This window comes from Sediminibacterium sp. TEGAF015 (assembly GCF_025997995.1).
Classification (GTDB): Bacteria; Bacteroidota; Bacteroidia; order Chitinophagales; family Chitinophagaceae; genus Sediminibacterium.
In genome coordinates this window covers 1,395,492-1,411,097 of the sequence record NZ_AP026683.1, presented here as the reverse complement: position 1 = coordinate 1,411,097, position 15,606 = coordinate 1,395,492, and the positions used below count along the sequence as shown (strand labels likewise).

Here is a 15,606-nt window from a genome sequence, read left to right as displayed (position 1 = left end):
CTGCTTAATCAAAACAATCCATTCTGGTTTTATTCACTTTCTTTTTGAACGGATGAATATTCAGCATCAAATAGCCGCCTCCATTTAAGAGCGCCCATTGTTTGATTATGCCCAGATTGTGAATGCCAGCTATTAGCGGACCTGCTTTAAAGGCAAGCCCTGTCCAAAACTGTCCATCTCTGGTAAGTTGCATCGGAAGAAATACACCCCAGTTTAGTGTTTCCCATCTGGGGGTTACAGAAATAAAGCCGAATTCATTCGTATGTAATCTTGATCCAATATTTCTGCTATTCAGGTGTACCACCAATTGTGCATTTACAAAAAATGAACCGCCCATCCATTTATCAGCATTCATAATTGCTCTGGTAGGATTGGCTATTTTAAAACCAGGAGGCAATGCCTGAATGGAGTCGAATAGAGCAGTCATAGAGTCTTTAAACTGCTGTGTATTGCTAACATTTCGCATGATATTAGCGATTCTGCTATTGGGTATATCGTCGTTATCTCTGTTGAATCTACCGGTATACACGCTATTAGTATATTGCTGTGCTCCTATATCCATCAAACTGATACCTATTTTGTAATCATAAGGTCTGCCCACTGCATTCCGGTTGTCTAAATAAGATTCCTCTCTGTAAGCAATGTATTCCAGTCCGGCACTTAAGCCCAAACTTGTTCTGGATTGTTTAAAAAAATCACTGACACTTGAACTGGTAACCCCAAATTGCTGTAGCACATCTATATTGGCAGAATAAGCGTATTCTCCAACACCTGAATAAGCTGTGTAACTAGTATCATTGCCATTGATGTCTTCTCTGAAACGGGCCCCATTCATGCGAGCGTATCCACCTCCCAGGCTTTTAGCTATCTGCAGGGTGGCACCTACGGTGAGCCTGCTGTTTTCTGTTTCGGATATTGCTCCTGCATAGCTGAGATTTACTTCGCCCCATCCGGCATGCGTAGACCTTCCTTGAAGGAAAGGAATATTCCTATTGAGTTTAAAAAAGCTTTGCAAGCTGGATACTGTATCTTCAAAATGGAATGGATTGGTTTGAATGTGCTGGTAAAATTTTCCTCTGAATGCAATGGCTACAGCGTGTTTCCTGTTAATTCGATACATAGCAGACAATAAACTCAAATCTGAATTCTGATCCAGCCTTCTATCTTGCAATCCATTGGTTACATATTGTTTGTTGGTAGTTTGGTTAGATATATTGAGGGCTCTGGCATAAAGGGTATTTGTATAAAAAGCTGTCTGCGCAGAAAAGAGTTGTATATCCCATCTGTGCAAACTGTTACCGATAGAGGCAGGGTTATTAAAGATGCTGCTTACCCCCGCATAGGACGATCCATGCGTGGCCTGATACTGTTGTGCAGTTAAGGCGTTTTGAATCCCCCAGTAACTGATTACAGATAAAATACAAAATTTTAGAAATTGCTTGCCCTGAACCATGTGCTATAAACGTATAGAGCCTTTAATTATTCCTTTGGCAGCCCATAAAAAAAATAAACCCCTCGTAGAAACGAAGGGTTTTCGATTGCTTGCCAATATAGAGACTCTTTGTATTAATGTTTCGGCTAAGATACAGGAAATTGGCCAAATAACAAATAGTAAAAAATAATATTTATAAAAAAATGCTATTTTAGGGCAAAAAAACGAGAAAAGTTTACAATTTATTAATATTATTAAAAATAATAATAAATTAATTCATTCTTCCTGGATAAACTTTCAGAGCGGCTTCCAGGCAGTCCATTGCTTTATTAATGTCTTCCAGTTTTAATACATAAGCCAGTCTTACTTCCTTCTTTCCTAGACCTGGCGTTCCATAGAATCCGGTAGCAGGAGCCAGCATCACGGTTTGTTGTTCATGGCTAAAAGATTCCAGTAACCATTGGCAAAACTGGTCTGCATCATCTATGGGCAATTCGGCAATGGCATAAAAAGCACCCCCAGGATTTGGGCAATAAACGCCTTCCATTTTATTCAGTCTTTCTACTATAAGATCTCTTCTCTTTTTATACTCAGCCTTTGTGGTATCAAAATAATTGGATGGTAAATCAATGGCAGCTTCTCCTGCAATTTGCGCAAAACTGGGTGGGCTTAAACGGGCTTGTGCAAATTTCATTGCAGCATCCAATACTTGTTGGTTTTTGGTAACCAATGCTCCAATTCTTCCTCCGCATGCACTATAGCGTTTGCTGATGGTATCCATGATAATCACATGGTCGTCAACACCGGTTAAATGCATGGCACTTGTTTGTTCACCTTCGTAGCAAAACTCTCTGTATGCTTCATCTGAAAATAAATACAGATTGTGCTTTAGTATCAGCTCTTTCAACTGTTCCATTTCTGCCTTGCTATATAAATAGCCGGTTGGATTATTGGGATTGCAAATCACAATTGCTTTGGTGCGTGATGTGATTTTGCTTTCAAAATCAGCAATGGGGGGTAAGGCAAATCCGCTTCTTATAGAAGAAGTTACGGGTACTACTTTTACACCTGCTGCTACCGCAAATCCATTGTAGTTGGCATAAAAAGGTTCAGGGATAATCACTTCATCACCTGCATCCAGACATGCCATGAATCCAAACTGAATGGCTTCACTTCCGCCCGTGGTTATAATGATTTGTTGGTGATTCACATGAATACCAACGGAAGCATAGTAGTCTACTAGCTTTCTGCGATAACTTTCGTTGCCTGCGCTGTGGCTATATTCCAATACTTTAAAATCACTATTCCTTACAGCATCTAGCACCATTTTAGGTGTTTCAATATCGGGTTGTCCAATATTCAGATGGTAAACTTTTGTGCCTCTTTTTTTCGCTGCTTCTGCGTAGGGTACTAATTTTCTGATGGGTGATGCCGGCATGGCATTCCCACGATTACTGATGCTTAACATATTCCTATTTAAGGTTTTCTACTACTTCTCCTTCGATCGTTAAAATATAAGGCTGATTAGAGTGTGCAAATTTTACATCGACTCTTTTCTTGAAAACGCCTACTGCTTCTGCGTTGTAGGTTACTTTGATGGTGCCTGTTTTTCCTTTTATTGTTGGTGCCTGATTGTAAACAGGTTTAGTGCAGCCACACTCTGCATTGGCAAATTCAATTACTACGGGTTTGGCTGCCTGATTGGTATAGGTAAATACATAAGTAGCAGGAACCCCTCTTTTGATTTTACCAAACTGGTGTACGGTTTTGTTGAACTTGATATCGTTCTGTGCAAATACCGCAACGGAACAAAACAAAAAGGCAGATAAAAATAGAGACTTCATATACATATTTGATTTAAAAATTATTGTACGCCTTCTCCGCTAAACTTGGTTTGTTTTACAATACCTCCGGAGATAAAAATGTCTGTGAACCGGGTGAATTTACCAATTACAGAGCCGTTGAATTCAATTTTAATTTTTACGGTCTCCCCTGGTTTAAATACTTGGTTGGGGGTAAAATTGGGAGTAGTGCATCCACATCCTGCTCTTACGCCTTCCAGTTTCAGGTCTTCCTTACTGGTATTGGTTACTTCTACCCAGTAGGAAACGGGTTGGCCGAATTTTACCTTTCCCATTTCATAGGATTCGTTTTTAATGGAAATTTTTGCGTCTGAAGTTTGAGCCATGGTGCCCAGTGAAAATCCCATGAATCCTAATAATACAATCCAAATTTTCATACTTATGCAATTAGATGGTAAAAGTACTAAAATTGATCGCTTAATGTTGATTGACGGCGTTATTAACCCGTTAATTTCCATTTAAACTAATTATTGTTAGTCTATTCCGTTCCTAATCCTATTTTTGTCGTATGGAATCAACCGCTTCATTACAATACAAAGACGATATGTTGTCTTTCGAAGGTTTTAGACAAACCGTTCTGGAAGATTATAGAACCGCCGTAATCAGTAGAGAAGTAAGCCTCCTGGGCCGAAGAGAAGTCTTGACTGGCAAAGCTAAATTTGGAATTTTTGGCGACGGAAAGGAAGTACCCCAACTTGCCATGGCTAAATTTTTTCAGCCAGGCGATTTCAGAAGCGGCTATTACAGGGACCAGACATTTATGTTTGCTGCTGGTCTGGCAAGTGTGGAGCAATATTTTGCTCAGTTGTATGCAGACCCTGATGTAAAGAATGATCCCTTTAGTGCAGGTCGTCAAATGAATGCCCACTTTGCAACCAAGCTGGTAGACGAAAACGGTAATTGGCTTGATTTGGCCAACCGTAAAAATATTTCAGCTGATATGGCCCCAACAGCCTCACAGATGCCCCGTGGATTGGGATTGGCATTTGCTTCCAAATGTTTCAGACAGAATGCGCACTTAAGAGAACTAGACCACCTAAGCCACAATGGTAATGAAGTATGTTTTACCACCATTGGAGATGCTAGTACCAGTGAAGGACATTTCTGGGAAACCATGAATGCCGCTGCAGTATTGCAAGTTCCATTAGCGGTATTTGTATGGGATGATGGATATGGTATTTCTGTTCCAAAGAACTTTCAAACAACCAAGGGCTCTATTTCAGAAGCATTAAGAGGGTTGGAGAAAATGGAAGACAGCAATGGTATCCGAATTTATAAATTGAAAGCCTGGGATTATGCAGGGCTATGTCAGGCATTTGAAGAAGGTATTCAGCGAATCAGAGACACGCATGTGCCTGTATTATTTCATGTAGAAGAAGTAACACAACCGCAGGGGCATTCTACTAGCGGAAGCCATGAAAGATATAAAACACCGGAAAGACTTGCCTGGGAAAAGGAATGGGATTGCATTAAAAAGATGAAGGAATGGATGCTGGCAAATAACTTAAGTAATGAAAGCGAAATTTCTGATATTGAAGCGCAAGCCAAAGATCATGTAAAAGAAAGCCGTTTGCGTGCCTGGGAAAAGTACATCAATCCAATTAAAGAACAGGCTGCCAATGCTGGCACATTGTTAAAAGAGATGATGATAAGCGATATGGATAAATACAATCGCTTACAACAAATGGCCAATGAGTTAATGCAAAGCAAAGAGCCATTGCGTAGGGATGTCTTAAGAACTTTGTCTCTGGCAATTGAATTGGCACCTGAGTCTCCTTCTATTCAGGACGTGCAGCTTTATTATCAGGAATTAATCACTTTGAACAAAGGATTATACAATACCCATTTATACAATCAGACTATCAAGAGTGCACTAAAGGTTCAGGAAATTAAACCACTTATTTCTTTTGATGCACCTACTGTAAATGGGTTTGAAGTGCTGAATAAATATTTTGATGCACTATTTACCCAGAATCCTAAAGTGTATGCTTTTGGTGAAGACGTAGGGTATATTGGTGACGTGAATCAAGGTTTTGCAGGCTTGCAGGAAAAACACGGAAGAGACCGCATTTTTGATACAGGTATAAGAGAGCTTACCATCATGGGACAGGCCGTGGGTATGGCTTTGCGTGGATTAAGACCCATTGCGGAAATACAGTACCTCGATTATTTATTGTATGGTATACAAATTCTGAGTGATGATGTGGCTACTACACATTTCAGAACAAAAGGGCAGCAATGTTGTCCGGTAATTGTGAGAACCAGAGGACATCGTTTAGAAGGGATCTGGCATAGTGGTTCTCCCATGGGCATGATCATAAATGCATTAAGAGGCATGTATGTTTGTGTGCCAAGAAATATGGTGCAGGCAGTAGGTATGTACAATACCTTATTGTCTTCCAACGATCCGGCATTGGTGATTGAGTGTTTGAATGGATACCGTTTGAAAGAAAAGTTACCTGCAAATCTGCTGGAATATACAGTGCCATTGGGTATCCCTGAAGTGATCAGAACCGGGGATGATATCACCATCGTTTCCTATGGGTCTACTTTGCGGATTATTCAGGATGCTACTGAACGCCTGGCTGCAGAAGGAATTAACTGCGAAGTCATTGACGTACAAACTTTGCTTCCTTTTGATATCAATCATATGATTTTGGAATCGTTGAAAAAGACCAATCGTATTTTGTTTGTAGATGAAGACGTTCCTGGAGGTGCGGCAGCATATATGTACAACCAGGTAATTGAAGAACAGAAAGCATTCCAGTGGTTGGATGTAAGTCCCAGAACATTAACAGCTCAGGCGCACCGACCCAGTTACGGAAGTGATGGCGACTATTTCAGTAAGCCGAATGCAGAAGATGTGATTAGAGTAGTAAGAGAAATGATCAGCGAATAAATTAGTTGTAAAACAATTCTTGTAAAGCTGCGTGGGGCACCATGCAGCTTTCTTTTTTACCAAACCATTTGTACCGGTTACGTGCGATGATTTTGTAAATTCCATCTCTTAGAAATCGGGGAACAACAATGAAAGCATAAAGCAAAGGCCATGCACCAGATAATTTTCTGGCAACTTTTAATGCACCTGTAGACCTGGTAAAGATCTGGTTGTTCTCTAATAAAATAAATGAATTAAGTTCCTGAGGAGGCAATTGAAATTTCTGTAAAACCTGTTGACCAAAATTTCCCTGCAGTGAAGCAAACCGAAATTGCTTTTTAGGATCTGCTGCTATAATTTTTTCTACACTACTATTGCATAAATTACAAACCCCGTCAAATAAAATAACGGGGTTTGTATATAGGTTCGGTTCCATGATACTGTTTTATCCCATATTATGGAAAACCTTGTTTACGTCTTCGTCCTGCTCTAATCTTTCAATTAGTTTAGATACATCTTCTGCCTGTTCATCGGTTACCGGAACAGTATTAGTTGGAATCCATTCTAATTCTGCGCTGATTGGCGTAATGTTTTTGTCTTCCAGTGCTTTCTGCAGTTTACCGAAATCGGTGAATGCACAACGCAAAACGATAATCGGATTGCCATTATCGTCATCACTTTCTCCCAACTCTTCTAAACCGTGATCAATCAATTCCAACTCCATTTCTTCCAAGTCCTGTCCCTCAGCCTTTAATTTGAATACCCCCATTTTTTTGAACTGGAAACTCACGCTGCCATTGGTGCCCATGGCTCCATTGCCTTTGTTAAAGTGACTTTTTACGTTGGCAACGGTTCTTACATGGTTGTCTGTTGCAGTTTCAACCAAAAGTGCTACACCATGCGGAGCATATCCTTCATATAAAATTTCTTCATAGTTGCTGGTATCTTTTCCCATTGCACGCTTTATGGCAGCTTCCACGCGATCTTTGGGCATGCCCACACTTTTGGCATTTTGAAAACACCGTCTTAAAGCCGGATTGGTAGCCATATCAGGGCCACCTGCTTTTACTGCAATGACAATTTCTTTACCAATACGGGTAAAGTTTTTAGCCATTTTATCCCAACGGGCAAACATGCTGGCTTTACGTACTTCAAAAATCCTTCCCATAGTATTCGTTTTCGGAGAGCAAATTTAGCGTTTAACCTGCTAGTTGCCAAAGATGCCCAAAAAAAGCCCGGCTATTTGTATTAGCCGGGCTTTTGAAATTAAAGTAGGATTGAAACTGTTTCGGGTTATCCGTTCAGTTTGCTTCTTTTTTTGCTGTAAACAAAATACACGATTAATCCAAGCGCCATCCAGCCAAAAGCTACTTTCAGGGTAGTGGCATCTAATACAAAGATCATAGAAGTACAAACGATTACACCTAAGATAGACACCAATGGAACCATCGGTGTTTTAAAAGGGCGATCCAGTTCAGGAGATTTTACTCTCAATACCCAAACGCCAATACATACTAGAACGAAAGCGAATAAGGTTCCGAACGAAGTTAAGTCGCCCGCTACGTGTCCTGGAACAAATGCCGCAAATAAACCTACGAATACAAATAAAATGATATTGGCTTTGTAAGGAGTGCGGTATTTAGGATGCAGATCACCAAAAGCTTTAGGGATTAATCCATCATTACTCATTGAATAGAAAATACGGCTTTGTCCCATCAACATCACCAGGATTACAGAAGAGAAGCCTGCTAAGATTGCAATGGTAACTGCCTGTGCTAACCAGCCATAACCTGTCATATAAGCGGAAATAGCATAAGCAACAGAAGCTTCGCGACCTTTTTCTGGATCAACGAATTCCTTCCAGTTGGCCACACCCGTTAATACGTGTCCGAATAAGATGTATAAAATGGTACATACCACCAATGAACCTAGAATACCAATGGGCATATCTCTTTTCGGGTTCTTGGCTTCCTGCGCAGCAGTTGATACGGCATCAAATCCAATGAAAGCAAAGAATACCACAGCGGCACCACCTAATACACCGCCCCATCCGTGTTTGTTGAATGGAGAGTAATCGGCAATTACTTTTCCTGCACTGTCTACCACTGCGGCAGTTCCTTCCGGAATCATGTAAGGCGTATGGTTTTCAGGCTTGATAAACTGCCAGCCAATTGCGATGAATAGCAATACAATACCCACTTTAATGAATACAATAACTGCATTCACAATAGCAGATTCCTGTGTGCCTTTAATCAATAATAAAGTGATTAGGAATAGAATCATTAAGGCAGGTGCATTAATCATACCTTGGTGTAAAACACCGGCAGAATCTGTAAAGCTTTCAAAAGGGGAATGGCACCATTCATAAGGTATGCCTCCTCCTAACAGCTTGTTTAAATATTCACTCCATGCAATGGAAACCGTTGCGGCTCCTAAAGCATATTCCATAATCAATGCCCATCCAATAATCCAGGCAACCAACTCACCTAAAGTAACATAAGAATATGCATAAGCACTTCCTGCAATGGGAATCATTGCAGCAAACTCAGCATAACACAATCCAGCGAATGCACAACCAATGGCTGCAATCACGAAAGAAATAGTAACGGCTGGTCCGGCAGATTGTCCGGCAGCAGCAGCTGTTCTTACAAATAAACCGGCACCAATAATGGCTCCGATACCTAATGCAATCAGATTACCTGCACCAAGGGTTCTTTGCAAACCGTTGGTAGAATCGGCTGCATTGGCCAGCATCGCAGTAAGCGATTTCTTTCTAAATAAACTCATAGTTTTATTAATTGGGTTCTGGTTATAATTATCTGGCAAAATAGGCATTATATTCAATTTACGGGTATATTGCCAACTCAAATTTTGACGGATGAAGAATAAACTAACGATTTATATCCTGATAGCGATGGTTCTGGGTATTATTACAGGGTATATTGTACATGAAACTGCTGCTCCGGAGACCATTGGAAGTTTCTCCAAAAACATCAAATTATTAGGAACCATTTTTATCCGTTTAGTTAAAACCATTATTGCACCACTGGTTTTTTCAACACTTGTTGTTGGTATTGCCAAACTGGGAGATCTGAAAACAGTGGGACGTGTGGGAGGAAAGGCAATGCTTTGGTTTATTTCTGCTTCGCTGGTGAGTTTACTGGTAGGGATGGTGTTGGTTAATTATTTTCAACCGGGCTCTTATATTGATTTATCTCAGGCAGACAATGCGGGATTAAAAGACCTGATGGGAAAGACTTCTGAGTTTTCTCTGCAAAAGTTCATTGAGCACGTTGTGCCGGCCAGTGTGTTTGAAGCCATGGCAACCAATGAAATTCTGCAAATTGTAGTGTTCTCTATATTCTTTGGAGTGGCCGCTGCCAATTTGGGGCCATACTCAAAACCAGTTATCAACGCCTTGGATATTGTTGCGCACATCATCTTAAAGATTGTGGGTTATGTAATGAATTTTGCGCCGTTCGGCGTGTTTGGTACACTGGCTGCTGTTGTGGCAGACAAGGGCTTGGGTATTTTTAGTTTTTACTTTATTTATTTCGGCTATTTCGTATTAGGTATTGCCGTGCTTTGGTTATTGCTTTGCACAGTTGGCTTCCTTATATTGGGCAAACGCATGAAGGGATTGTTAAAAACAATTGCCAATCCTTTATTGGTTGCTTTCAGTACCACCAGTAGTGAAGCCGTTTTCCCTAAATTAACTGAAGAATTAGAAAAATTCGGTTGTAAAAAAAGCATTGTATCCTTTATCCTTCCACTGGGCTATTCTTTCAATTTAGATGGAAGTATGATGTATATGACTTTTGCCAGCCTTGCCATTGCACAGGCTTACGGCATACATATGCCAATTGGTGAGCAGATTACGATGTTACTGGTGTTGATGCTGACCAGTAAAGGAATTGCAGGAGTACCCAGGGCATCCCTGATTATTGTTTTGGCTACCTGTGCCATGTTTAAAATTCCACCTGAAGGGGTTGCTTTGATTTTGCCAATAGACCATTTTTGCGATATGTTCAGAACAGGTACCAATGTTCTTGGAAATGCACTGGCCACTACTGTAGTAAGTAAATGGGAAGGCGAATTACAGGAAGAAGGAGAAGTTGCGCTGGAGTCTTAAACCTTATTAATTTTGAATCATGTTAATGCAGATTTTACTTGAGTTTCATTGGACGAATTTGTTGCAGCCTCAGTTTTATATTGAGCATGGTGGGTTATGGTTAATTTTATTTGTAGTATTTGCAGAGACTGGATTGTTTGCAGGTTTCTTTTTGCCAGGAGATAGTCTCTTGTTTGTAGCAGGCATTTACAGTTCCAACCTGGCCAATGAATTTATTCCTACTGGTAATGAAGTACTCGATTTACTTTTAATTATGTTATTGATTTCTATAGCAGGTATTTTAGGCAATACTACCGGATACTGGTTTGGAAAAAAAGTTGGACCTGCCATGTATTCTTGGAAAGAAAATATATTTTTTAAACAACGCTATTTGCAACAAGCGCATGAGTTTTACGAAAAGCATGGCGGCGGAGCCATCATTGTTGCCCGCTTTATTCCTATTGTCAGAACTTTTGCTCCCATTGTAGCAGGTATTGTACAAATGGATAAAAGGAAGTTCGGTTTCTTCAATATTGTAGGTTGTTTTGCCTGGGTAGGCAGTATGTTGTTTGCAGGCCATTTTTTGCAGATATGGATTTTAGCGCAGTTTGGATTTGATTTAAAAGATCATCTGGAAGTAATTGTACTGGGCATTGTGGCAGTTACCACAGCACCGGTTATTATGAAATTGGTATTCAATAAAAAGAAGTAATTCGTATGACGGCTAAAAAATATGGAATCTTCTCAGTACCAGTAATTGTTGCCGCATTAGGATATTTTGTAGATATCTACGACTTATTGTTATTCACCATAGTACGAGAACCCAGCCTTGCTGGAATTGGGGTGGTATTGTCAGATACTCCACAAGTAATTGCTGCCAGTACCAAAATTATAAACTGGCAAATGGTAGGTCTACTGATAGGAGGCGTTTTATGGGGGACCATCGGAGATAAAAAAGGAAGACTTAGTGTTTTGTTCGGATCTATTGCCTTGTATTCTGTTGCCAATTTTGCCATTGGTTTTGTGCAAACGGTTGATCAGTATGCATGGGCCAGATTTGTTGCTGGTATTGGTTTGGCAGGGGAGCTAGGAGCAGGCATTACTTTGGTAAGTGAATTGTTACCCAAAGAAAAAAGAGGTGTAGGTACTTCATTAGTAGCAGGCGTAGGTTTATTCGGTGCAGTGTTTGCCTATTTCGTTTATAAGTTTACGAATGACTGGAGACTTTGTTATATGATTGGCGGTGGTTTAGGCATTGGCCTGTTGTTGCTTCGGATTTCAGTTTCAGAAAGTGGCATGTTTCATAGTCTGAAAGAGCAGGTAGGCATACAGAAAGGAAATTTTTTCATGTTCTTCAATAACGGTAAAAGGTTTAAAAAATATATACTGGCTATTTTAATTGGATTGCCTACCTGGTATGTGATTGGCATTCTGGTGAATCTTAGCAATCGCTTTGCTGGCTCGCTATACGGAGACAATGCCATTGAAAGTGGAAGGGCTATCATGTATGCATATGTGGGAATTGCTATTGGCGATATTTTAATTGGATTGGTAAGTCAGTATTTTAAAAGTCGTAAAAAAGCCCTGTTGAGTTTTTATACTCTGTGCATGTTATTTTTAGTCTTGTTCTTCAGTAGCATCAACAATAATGATTCAACCATGTATTTTATCTGTGGGATGCTGGGATTCAGTACTGGATTCTGGGCAATTTTTATTACCATGGGAGCAGAACAGTTTGGTACCAACCTGAGAGCTACTGCAGCTACAACCATACCCAATATGGTAAGGGGAGCATTGCCGCTGATTAATCTGATGTTCCTGAATCTGTTTCAAAAATCCTGGGGTTGGTCACTTATACAAAGCGGTATCATCACAGGTATAGTGATAATGGTCATTACTTTCATTGCATTTTATTTTACCGAAGAAACTTTCCATAAAGATTTAGACTTTGTAGAAAGACATTCCTAACTGATTCCGAATTGTTGCATGGACGAAAGGGTAAAAAAAATATTAGTCATCCGTTTTTCTTCTATTGGCGATATTGTTTTGGCCTCTCCTGTGTTCAGGTGTTTAAAGCAACAGGTACCTCATGCAGAAATTCATTTATTAACCAAGCGGTCAATGAAAGCGGTTACAGAAGCCAGCCCATATATTGATCAGTTTCATTATTTCGATAAAAGCTTGCAGGACCTGATTCCTGCACTTATGAGTCAGCAGTTTGACTGTATTGTAGACCTGCATAAAAATTTTAGATCCTGGATGGTGCAATACCAGTTGAAATTGCCGGTATATGCTTTTCAGAAACTGAGTTGGCAAAAATGGTTGCTTACCAAAACGGGAATTAACCGGATGCCTGTGCACCATATTACTTTACGCAGTTTAGCTGCTGTTGCTCCTTTGGGTGTAGTGAATGACGAACAGGGACTAGATTATTTTATTCCGGAAGGCAAGGGGATAAAACCGGAGGACCTGCCTGTTTCTCATCGGTTCGGTTATATTGCCATCGTAATTGGAGCTTCCTATGCTACCAAGAAATTGCCTGTTACCAAACTGCAGGAGCTTTGTCAATTGATTGATTATCCTATTGTGTTGGTAGGGGGAAAAGAGGATCAACAGGAAGGCGATGCAATAGCCCTTGCAGATTCAATTAAAATCTACAATGCCTGCGGTAAATTTAGTTTACATGAGTCAGCAGATATTGTAAAACAATCCAAGCTGGTGATTTCGCACGACACAGGACTTCAATATATTGCTTGTGCATTCAATAAAAAAGTATTGGCAATCTGGGGAGGAACTTCTCCTAAGCTGGCCGTAGAACCTTATTACGGGGCCAATCAGTTGCGTATGCATAACAACGGAATCGCTTATCATAACTTTGTAGTGCCCAATTTAACCTGTCAACCTTGCAGCAATTATGGCACAAAAAAATGCCCCAAAGGGCATTTTAAATGTATGTTGTTGCAAGATACCCATCGCATAGCTGGTATGGCCATGCAATGGGTTCGGTCTTTATAATGTTTTCAAAACGTCGTTCATACTTCTAACGGCATCAGCGCTCTTGTTGAAAGCAGCTTGCTCTTCTGCATTCAGTTTCAAGTCGATGATTTTCTCCCAGCCATTTTTGCCAATGGTTACAGGAACACCTAAGCAAATATCTTTCTGGCCGTATTCACCTTCAAGGCTAACGCAGCAGGTAAATAATTTCTTCTCGTCGCGAACAATGCTTTCTACCAAAGCAGCACCGGCAGCACCTGGCGCATACCATGCAGAAGTTCCAATTAATTTGGTTAAAGTAGCTCCACCCACCATGGTATCATTGATGATCTGCTGTTGTTGTTCTGCGCTTAGGAAATCGGTTACAGGAGCACTGTTCCAGGTTGCATAACGTATCAATGGAATCATAGTAGTGTCACCGTGACCGCCAACTACCAATGCATTCAAGTCAGATGGGCTGCAGCCTAAATGCTGGCTCAACTGATATTTGAAACGGCTGCTGTCTAATGTACCACCCATACCAATGATTCTGTTTTTTGGTAAACCGGTAGCGGTTAGTGCCAAATAAGTCATGGTGTCCATTGGATTGCTAATCACAATGATGATTGCATCAGGTGAGTATTTTAAAATGTTTTCGCAAACACCTTTTACTATTCCTGCATTGGTGCCAATCAATTCTTCACGGGTCATTCCTGGTTTACGTGGCAAACCTGAAGTAATAACCACTACATCACTACCAGCAGTTTTACTGTAGTCGTTGGTGCTTCCGGTAATTTTGGTATCAAAACCCAGCAAAGCTGCGGTTTGCATCATGTCTTGAGCTTTACCTTCCGCAAAACCTTCCTTGATGTCTAATAATACCAGTTCAGTACATAATTCCTTACGGGCAATATTGTCGGCACAGGTTGCTCCAACGGCACCAGCACCTACTACAGTAACTTTCATAATCGGTATGATTTAAAGTGGTTAAAATGAGTGGTGCAAAGGTACGTGGGTACCGCTTATTTTTTGTGAATAAATTGCAATAATTCAGGTATTTCTACACCCTGTTCCCATACTTTGATAAATTGCTTCTCTTTATTGTACAGTGCTACAAATGGGGTGAATTTTACCTGATAAAAACTAGGTACTGCGTATTCCGGGTCTCTGCCGGTTATAATGTTAGGATATAAGTCAAACTGATACTTTCTGGCAAAGGCTTTGATGTCGTTAAAGTCTCTGTAGCTAACCCAGACAAACTGAATATTTTTCAAGCTGTCCATGTTGCGGATCATTTGGTCTGCTTCGTATTGGCAATGTCCGCAATCCGGACTGAAATAAACAATACAGGTATAGTCTGCAGCAGGTATCATCTTGTTCGTAAACAAACTGCTGTCTATTAATACCAGTTTAAATGTGGGTATTCCCGGACTCTTCACGTAATTGGGGCGATTGTCAATAGGGGTTTGTGCATTCACTAAACCAATTGTTATTAACAAGGTGCAAATCAATAAGCCTCTTTTCCAGTTCATGCTTGTAATAGATTGGTGTTAAAAATTACTATTGTTTTCCTGCTTCCTGCATGCGCATATGCTTTGCATCTTGAAGGAATTCTGAAGCAAAAATAAAATCGTTAAGTAACTGATCCTTGCTGAATATAATGTCTTTGTTAGAGCCTTCCCATTGCTTTTTTCCATTATAGAGATACAATATATGATCCCCGATTTCCATCACACTATTCATATCGTGGGTAACCACAACCGTTGTCATCTGGTAATCGATGGTAATTTCACGAATCAGTTTATCAATTACCATAGAAGTTAAAGGGTCTAGTCCGGAGTTGGGCTCATCACAGAAAAGATATTTGGGATTTAAAACGATGGAGCGCGCAATCCCTACTCTTTTTTTCATCCCACCGCTGATTTCAGCAGGGAATCTTTTGTGTGCATTGCTTAAATTAACCCGTTCGAGTACTTCATCCACTTTTTTTAATTTTTCACCGTGGGTCAGTTTGGTGAACATGTCTAGCGGGAATTTGATATTCTCCTGCACAGTCATGGAATCAAATAAAGCATTTCCCTGAAACAACATGCCAATTTGCTGACGTAGTTCTTTCCTTTTTTTATCGTCCATTAAAAGCAAATCGTTACCATTATACTCAATGCTGCCTCCTTCGTCGGGTTGAATAAGCCCAACAATACATTTGGTAAGTACCGTTTTGCCACTTCCGCTGGTTCCGATAATGAGGTTGCACTTTCCACTTTCCATAACGGCATCAATGCCCTGGATAATAACCCGGTCATCAAAACTTTTACTGATATTTTTTAATGCAATCATGGTAGTGCAATGA

15 protein-coding genes are annotated in these 15,606 nt (G+C 40.3%); 5 read left to right on the top strand and 10 right to left on the bottom strand.

What is annotated here, in order from left to right; genetic code table 11:
- Window positions 1-4: 4 nt before the first annotated feature.
- The 4 genes from TEGAF0_RS06400 to TEGAF0_RS06385 all read right to left on the bottom strand — a co-directional run bounded on the left by TEGAF0_RS06400 (window position 5) and on the right by TEGAF0_RS06385 (window position 3,671).
- The gene (locus TEGAF0_RS06400; RefSeq protein WP_264901018.1) at window positions 5-1,453 is read right to left on the bottom strand and encodes a hypothetical protein; all 1,449 of its coding nucleotides are present in this window, start codon (window positions 1,451-1,453) and stop codon (window positions 5-7) included.
- Between the two features lie 250 nt (window positions 1,454-1,703).
- Complete coding sequence (locus TEGAF0_RS06395; RefSeq protein ID WP_264901016.1) at window positions 1,704-2,900, bottom strand: pyridoxal phosphate-dependent aminotransferase; 1,197 nt, start codon at window positions 2,898-2,900, stop codon at window positions 1,704-1,706.
- Window positions 2,901-2,904: 4 nt separating this feature from the next.
- On the bottom strand, window positions 2,905-3,276 hold the full coding sequence (locus TEGAF0_RS06390; protein ID WP_264901014.1) for a DUF1573 domain-containing protein: 372 nt from the start codon (window positions 3,274-3,276) through the stop codon (window positions 2,905-2,907).
- A gap of 20 nt (window positions 3,277-3,296) precedes the next feature.
- A complete protein-coding gene (locus TEGAF0_RS06385; RefSeq protein WP_264901012.1) occupies window positions 3,297-3,671 on the bottom strand; it encodes a DUF1573 domain-containing protein in 375 nt (124 codons plus the stop codon).
- 131 nt (window positions 3,672-3,802) lie between these two features.
- On the opposite strand from TEGAF0_RS06385, the gene TEGAF0_RS06380 reads away from it, so the two are divergent.
- Window positions 3,803-6,193: an alpha-ketoacid dehydrogenase subunit alpha/beta gene (locus TEGAF0_RS06380; RefSeq protein WP_264901010.1), complete on the top strand. Its 2,391-nt coding sequence runs from the start codon at window positions 3,803-3,805 to the stop codon at window positions 6,191-6,193.
- Window position 6,194: 1 nt separating this feature from the next.
- Here the strand turns inward: TEGAF0_RS06380 and TEGAF0_RS06375 are convergent, their stop codons facing one another.
- The 3 genes from TEGAF0_RS06375 to TEGAF0_RS06365 all read right to left on the bottom strand — a co-directional run bounded on the left by TEGAF0_RS06375 (window position 6,195) and on the right by TEGAF0_RS06365 (window position 8,959).
- The gene (locus tag TEGAF0_RS06375; protein WP_264901009.1) at window positions 6,195-6,608 is read right to left on the bottom strand and encodes a thiol-disulfide oxidoreductase DCC family protein; all 414 of its coding nucleotides are present in this window, start codon (window positions 6,606-6,608) and stop codon (window positions 6,195-6,197) included.
- A 9-nt stretch (window positions 6,609-6,617) separates the two neighbouring features.
- Entirely contained in the window at window positions 6,618-7,340 is a 723-nt protein-coding gene (locus TEGAF0_RS06370; protein WP_026762973.1) for a YebC/PmpR family DNA-binding transcriptional regulator, read from the bottom strand.
- Window positions 7,341-7,465: 125 nt separating this feature from the next.
- Window positions 7,466-8,959 carry an amino acid permease gene (locus tag TEGAF0_RS06365; RefSeq protein WP_264901008.1) on the bottom strand — a complete coding sequence of 498 codons (1,494 nt, stop codon included), beginning with the start codon at window positions 8,957-8,959 and terminating at the stop codon, window positions 7,466-7,468.
- A gap of 91 nt (window positions 8,960-9,050) precedes the next feature.
- Between TEGAF0_RS06365 and TEGAF0_RS06360 the strand changes: the two genes are divergently transcribed.
- The 4 genes from TEGAF0_RS06360 to TEGAF0_RS06345 are packed head-to-tail and all read left to right on the top strand — an operon-like array spanning window position 9,051 to window position 13,298.
- The gene (locus TEGAF0_RS06360; protein ID WP_264901007.1) at window positions 9,051-10,304 is read left to right on the top strand and encodes a dicarboxylate/amino acid:cation symporter; all 1,254 of its coding nucleotides are present in this window, start codon (window positions 9,051-9,053) and stop codon (window positions 10,302-10,304) included.
- 19 nt (window positions 10,305-10,323) lie between these two features.
- Window positions 10,324-10,995: a DedA family protein gene (locus TEGAF0_RS06355; protein WP_264901006.1), complete on the top strand. Its 672-nt coding sequence runs from the start codon at window positions 10,324-10,326 to the stop codon at window positions 10,993-10,995.
- Window positions 10,996-11,000: 5 nt separating this feature from the next.
- Window positions 11,001-12,251: an MFS transporter gene (locus TEGAF0_RS06350; RefSeq protein ID WP_264901005.1), complete on the top strand. Its 1,251-nt coding sequence runs from the start codon at window positions 11,001-11,003 to the stop codon at window positions 12,249-12,251.
- 18 nt (window positions 12,252-12,269) lie between these two features.
- Window positions 12,270-13,298: a glycosyltransferase family 9 protein gene (locus TEGAF0_RS06345; RefSeq protein WP_264901003.1), complete on the top strand. Its 1,029-nt coding sequence runs from the start codon at window positions 12,270-12,272 to the stop codon at window positions 13,296-13,298.
- Here the strand turns inward: TEGAF0_RS06345 and mdh are convergent.
- From mdh to TEGAF0_RS06330, 3 genes are read right to left on the bottom strand one after another with little or no spacing between them, the layout of a single operon-like run.
- Window positions 13,293-14,222: a malate dehydrogenase gene (gene mdh, locus TEGAF0_RS06340; RefSeq protein WP_264901002.1), complete on the bottom strand. Its 930-nt coding sequence runs from the start codon at window positions 14,220-14,222 to the stop codon at window positions 13,293-13,295. The two genes, TEGAF0_RS06345 and mdh, sit on opposite strands and share 6 nt — an antisense overlap.
- Before the next feature lie 56 nt (window positions 14,223-14,278).
- Window positions 14,279-14,788: a TlpA family protein disulfide reductase gene (locus tag TEGAF0_RS06335; protein ID WP_264901000.1), complete on the bottom strand. Its 510-nt coding sequence runs from the start codon at window positions 14,786-14,788 to the stop codon at window positions 14,279-14,281.
- A gap of 28 nt (window positions 14,789-14,816) precedes the next feature.
- The gene (locus tag TEGAF0_RS06330; protein WP_264900998.1) at window positions 14,817-15,593 is read right to left on the bottom strand and encodes an ABC transporter ATP-binding protein; all 777 of its coding nucleotides are present in this window, start codon (window positions 15,591-15,593) and stop codon (window positions 14,817-14,819) included.
- Between the last annotated feature and the right edge of the window lie 13 nt (window positions 15,594-15,606).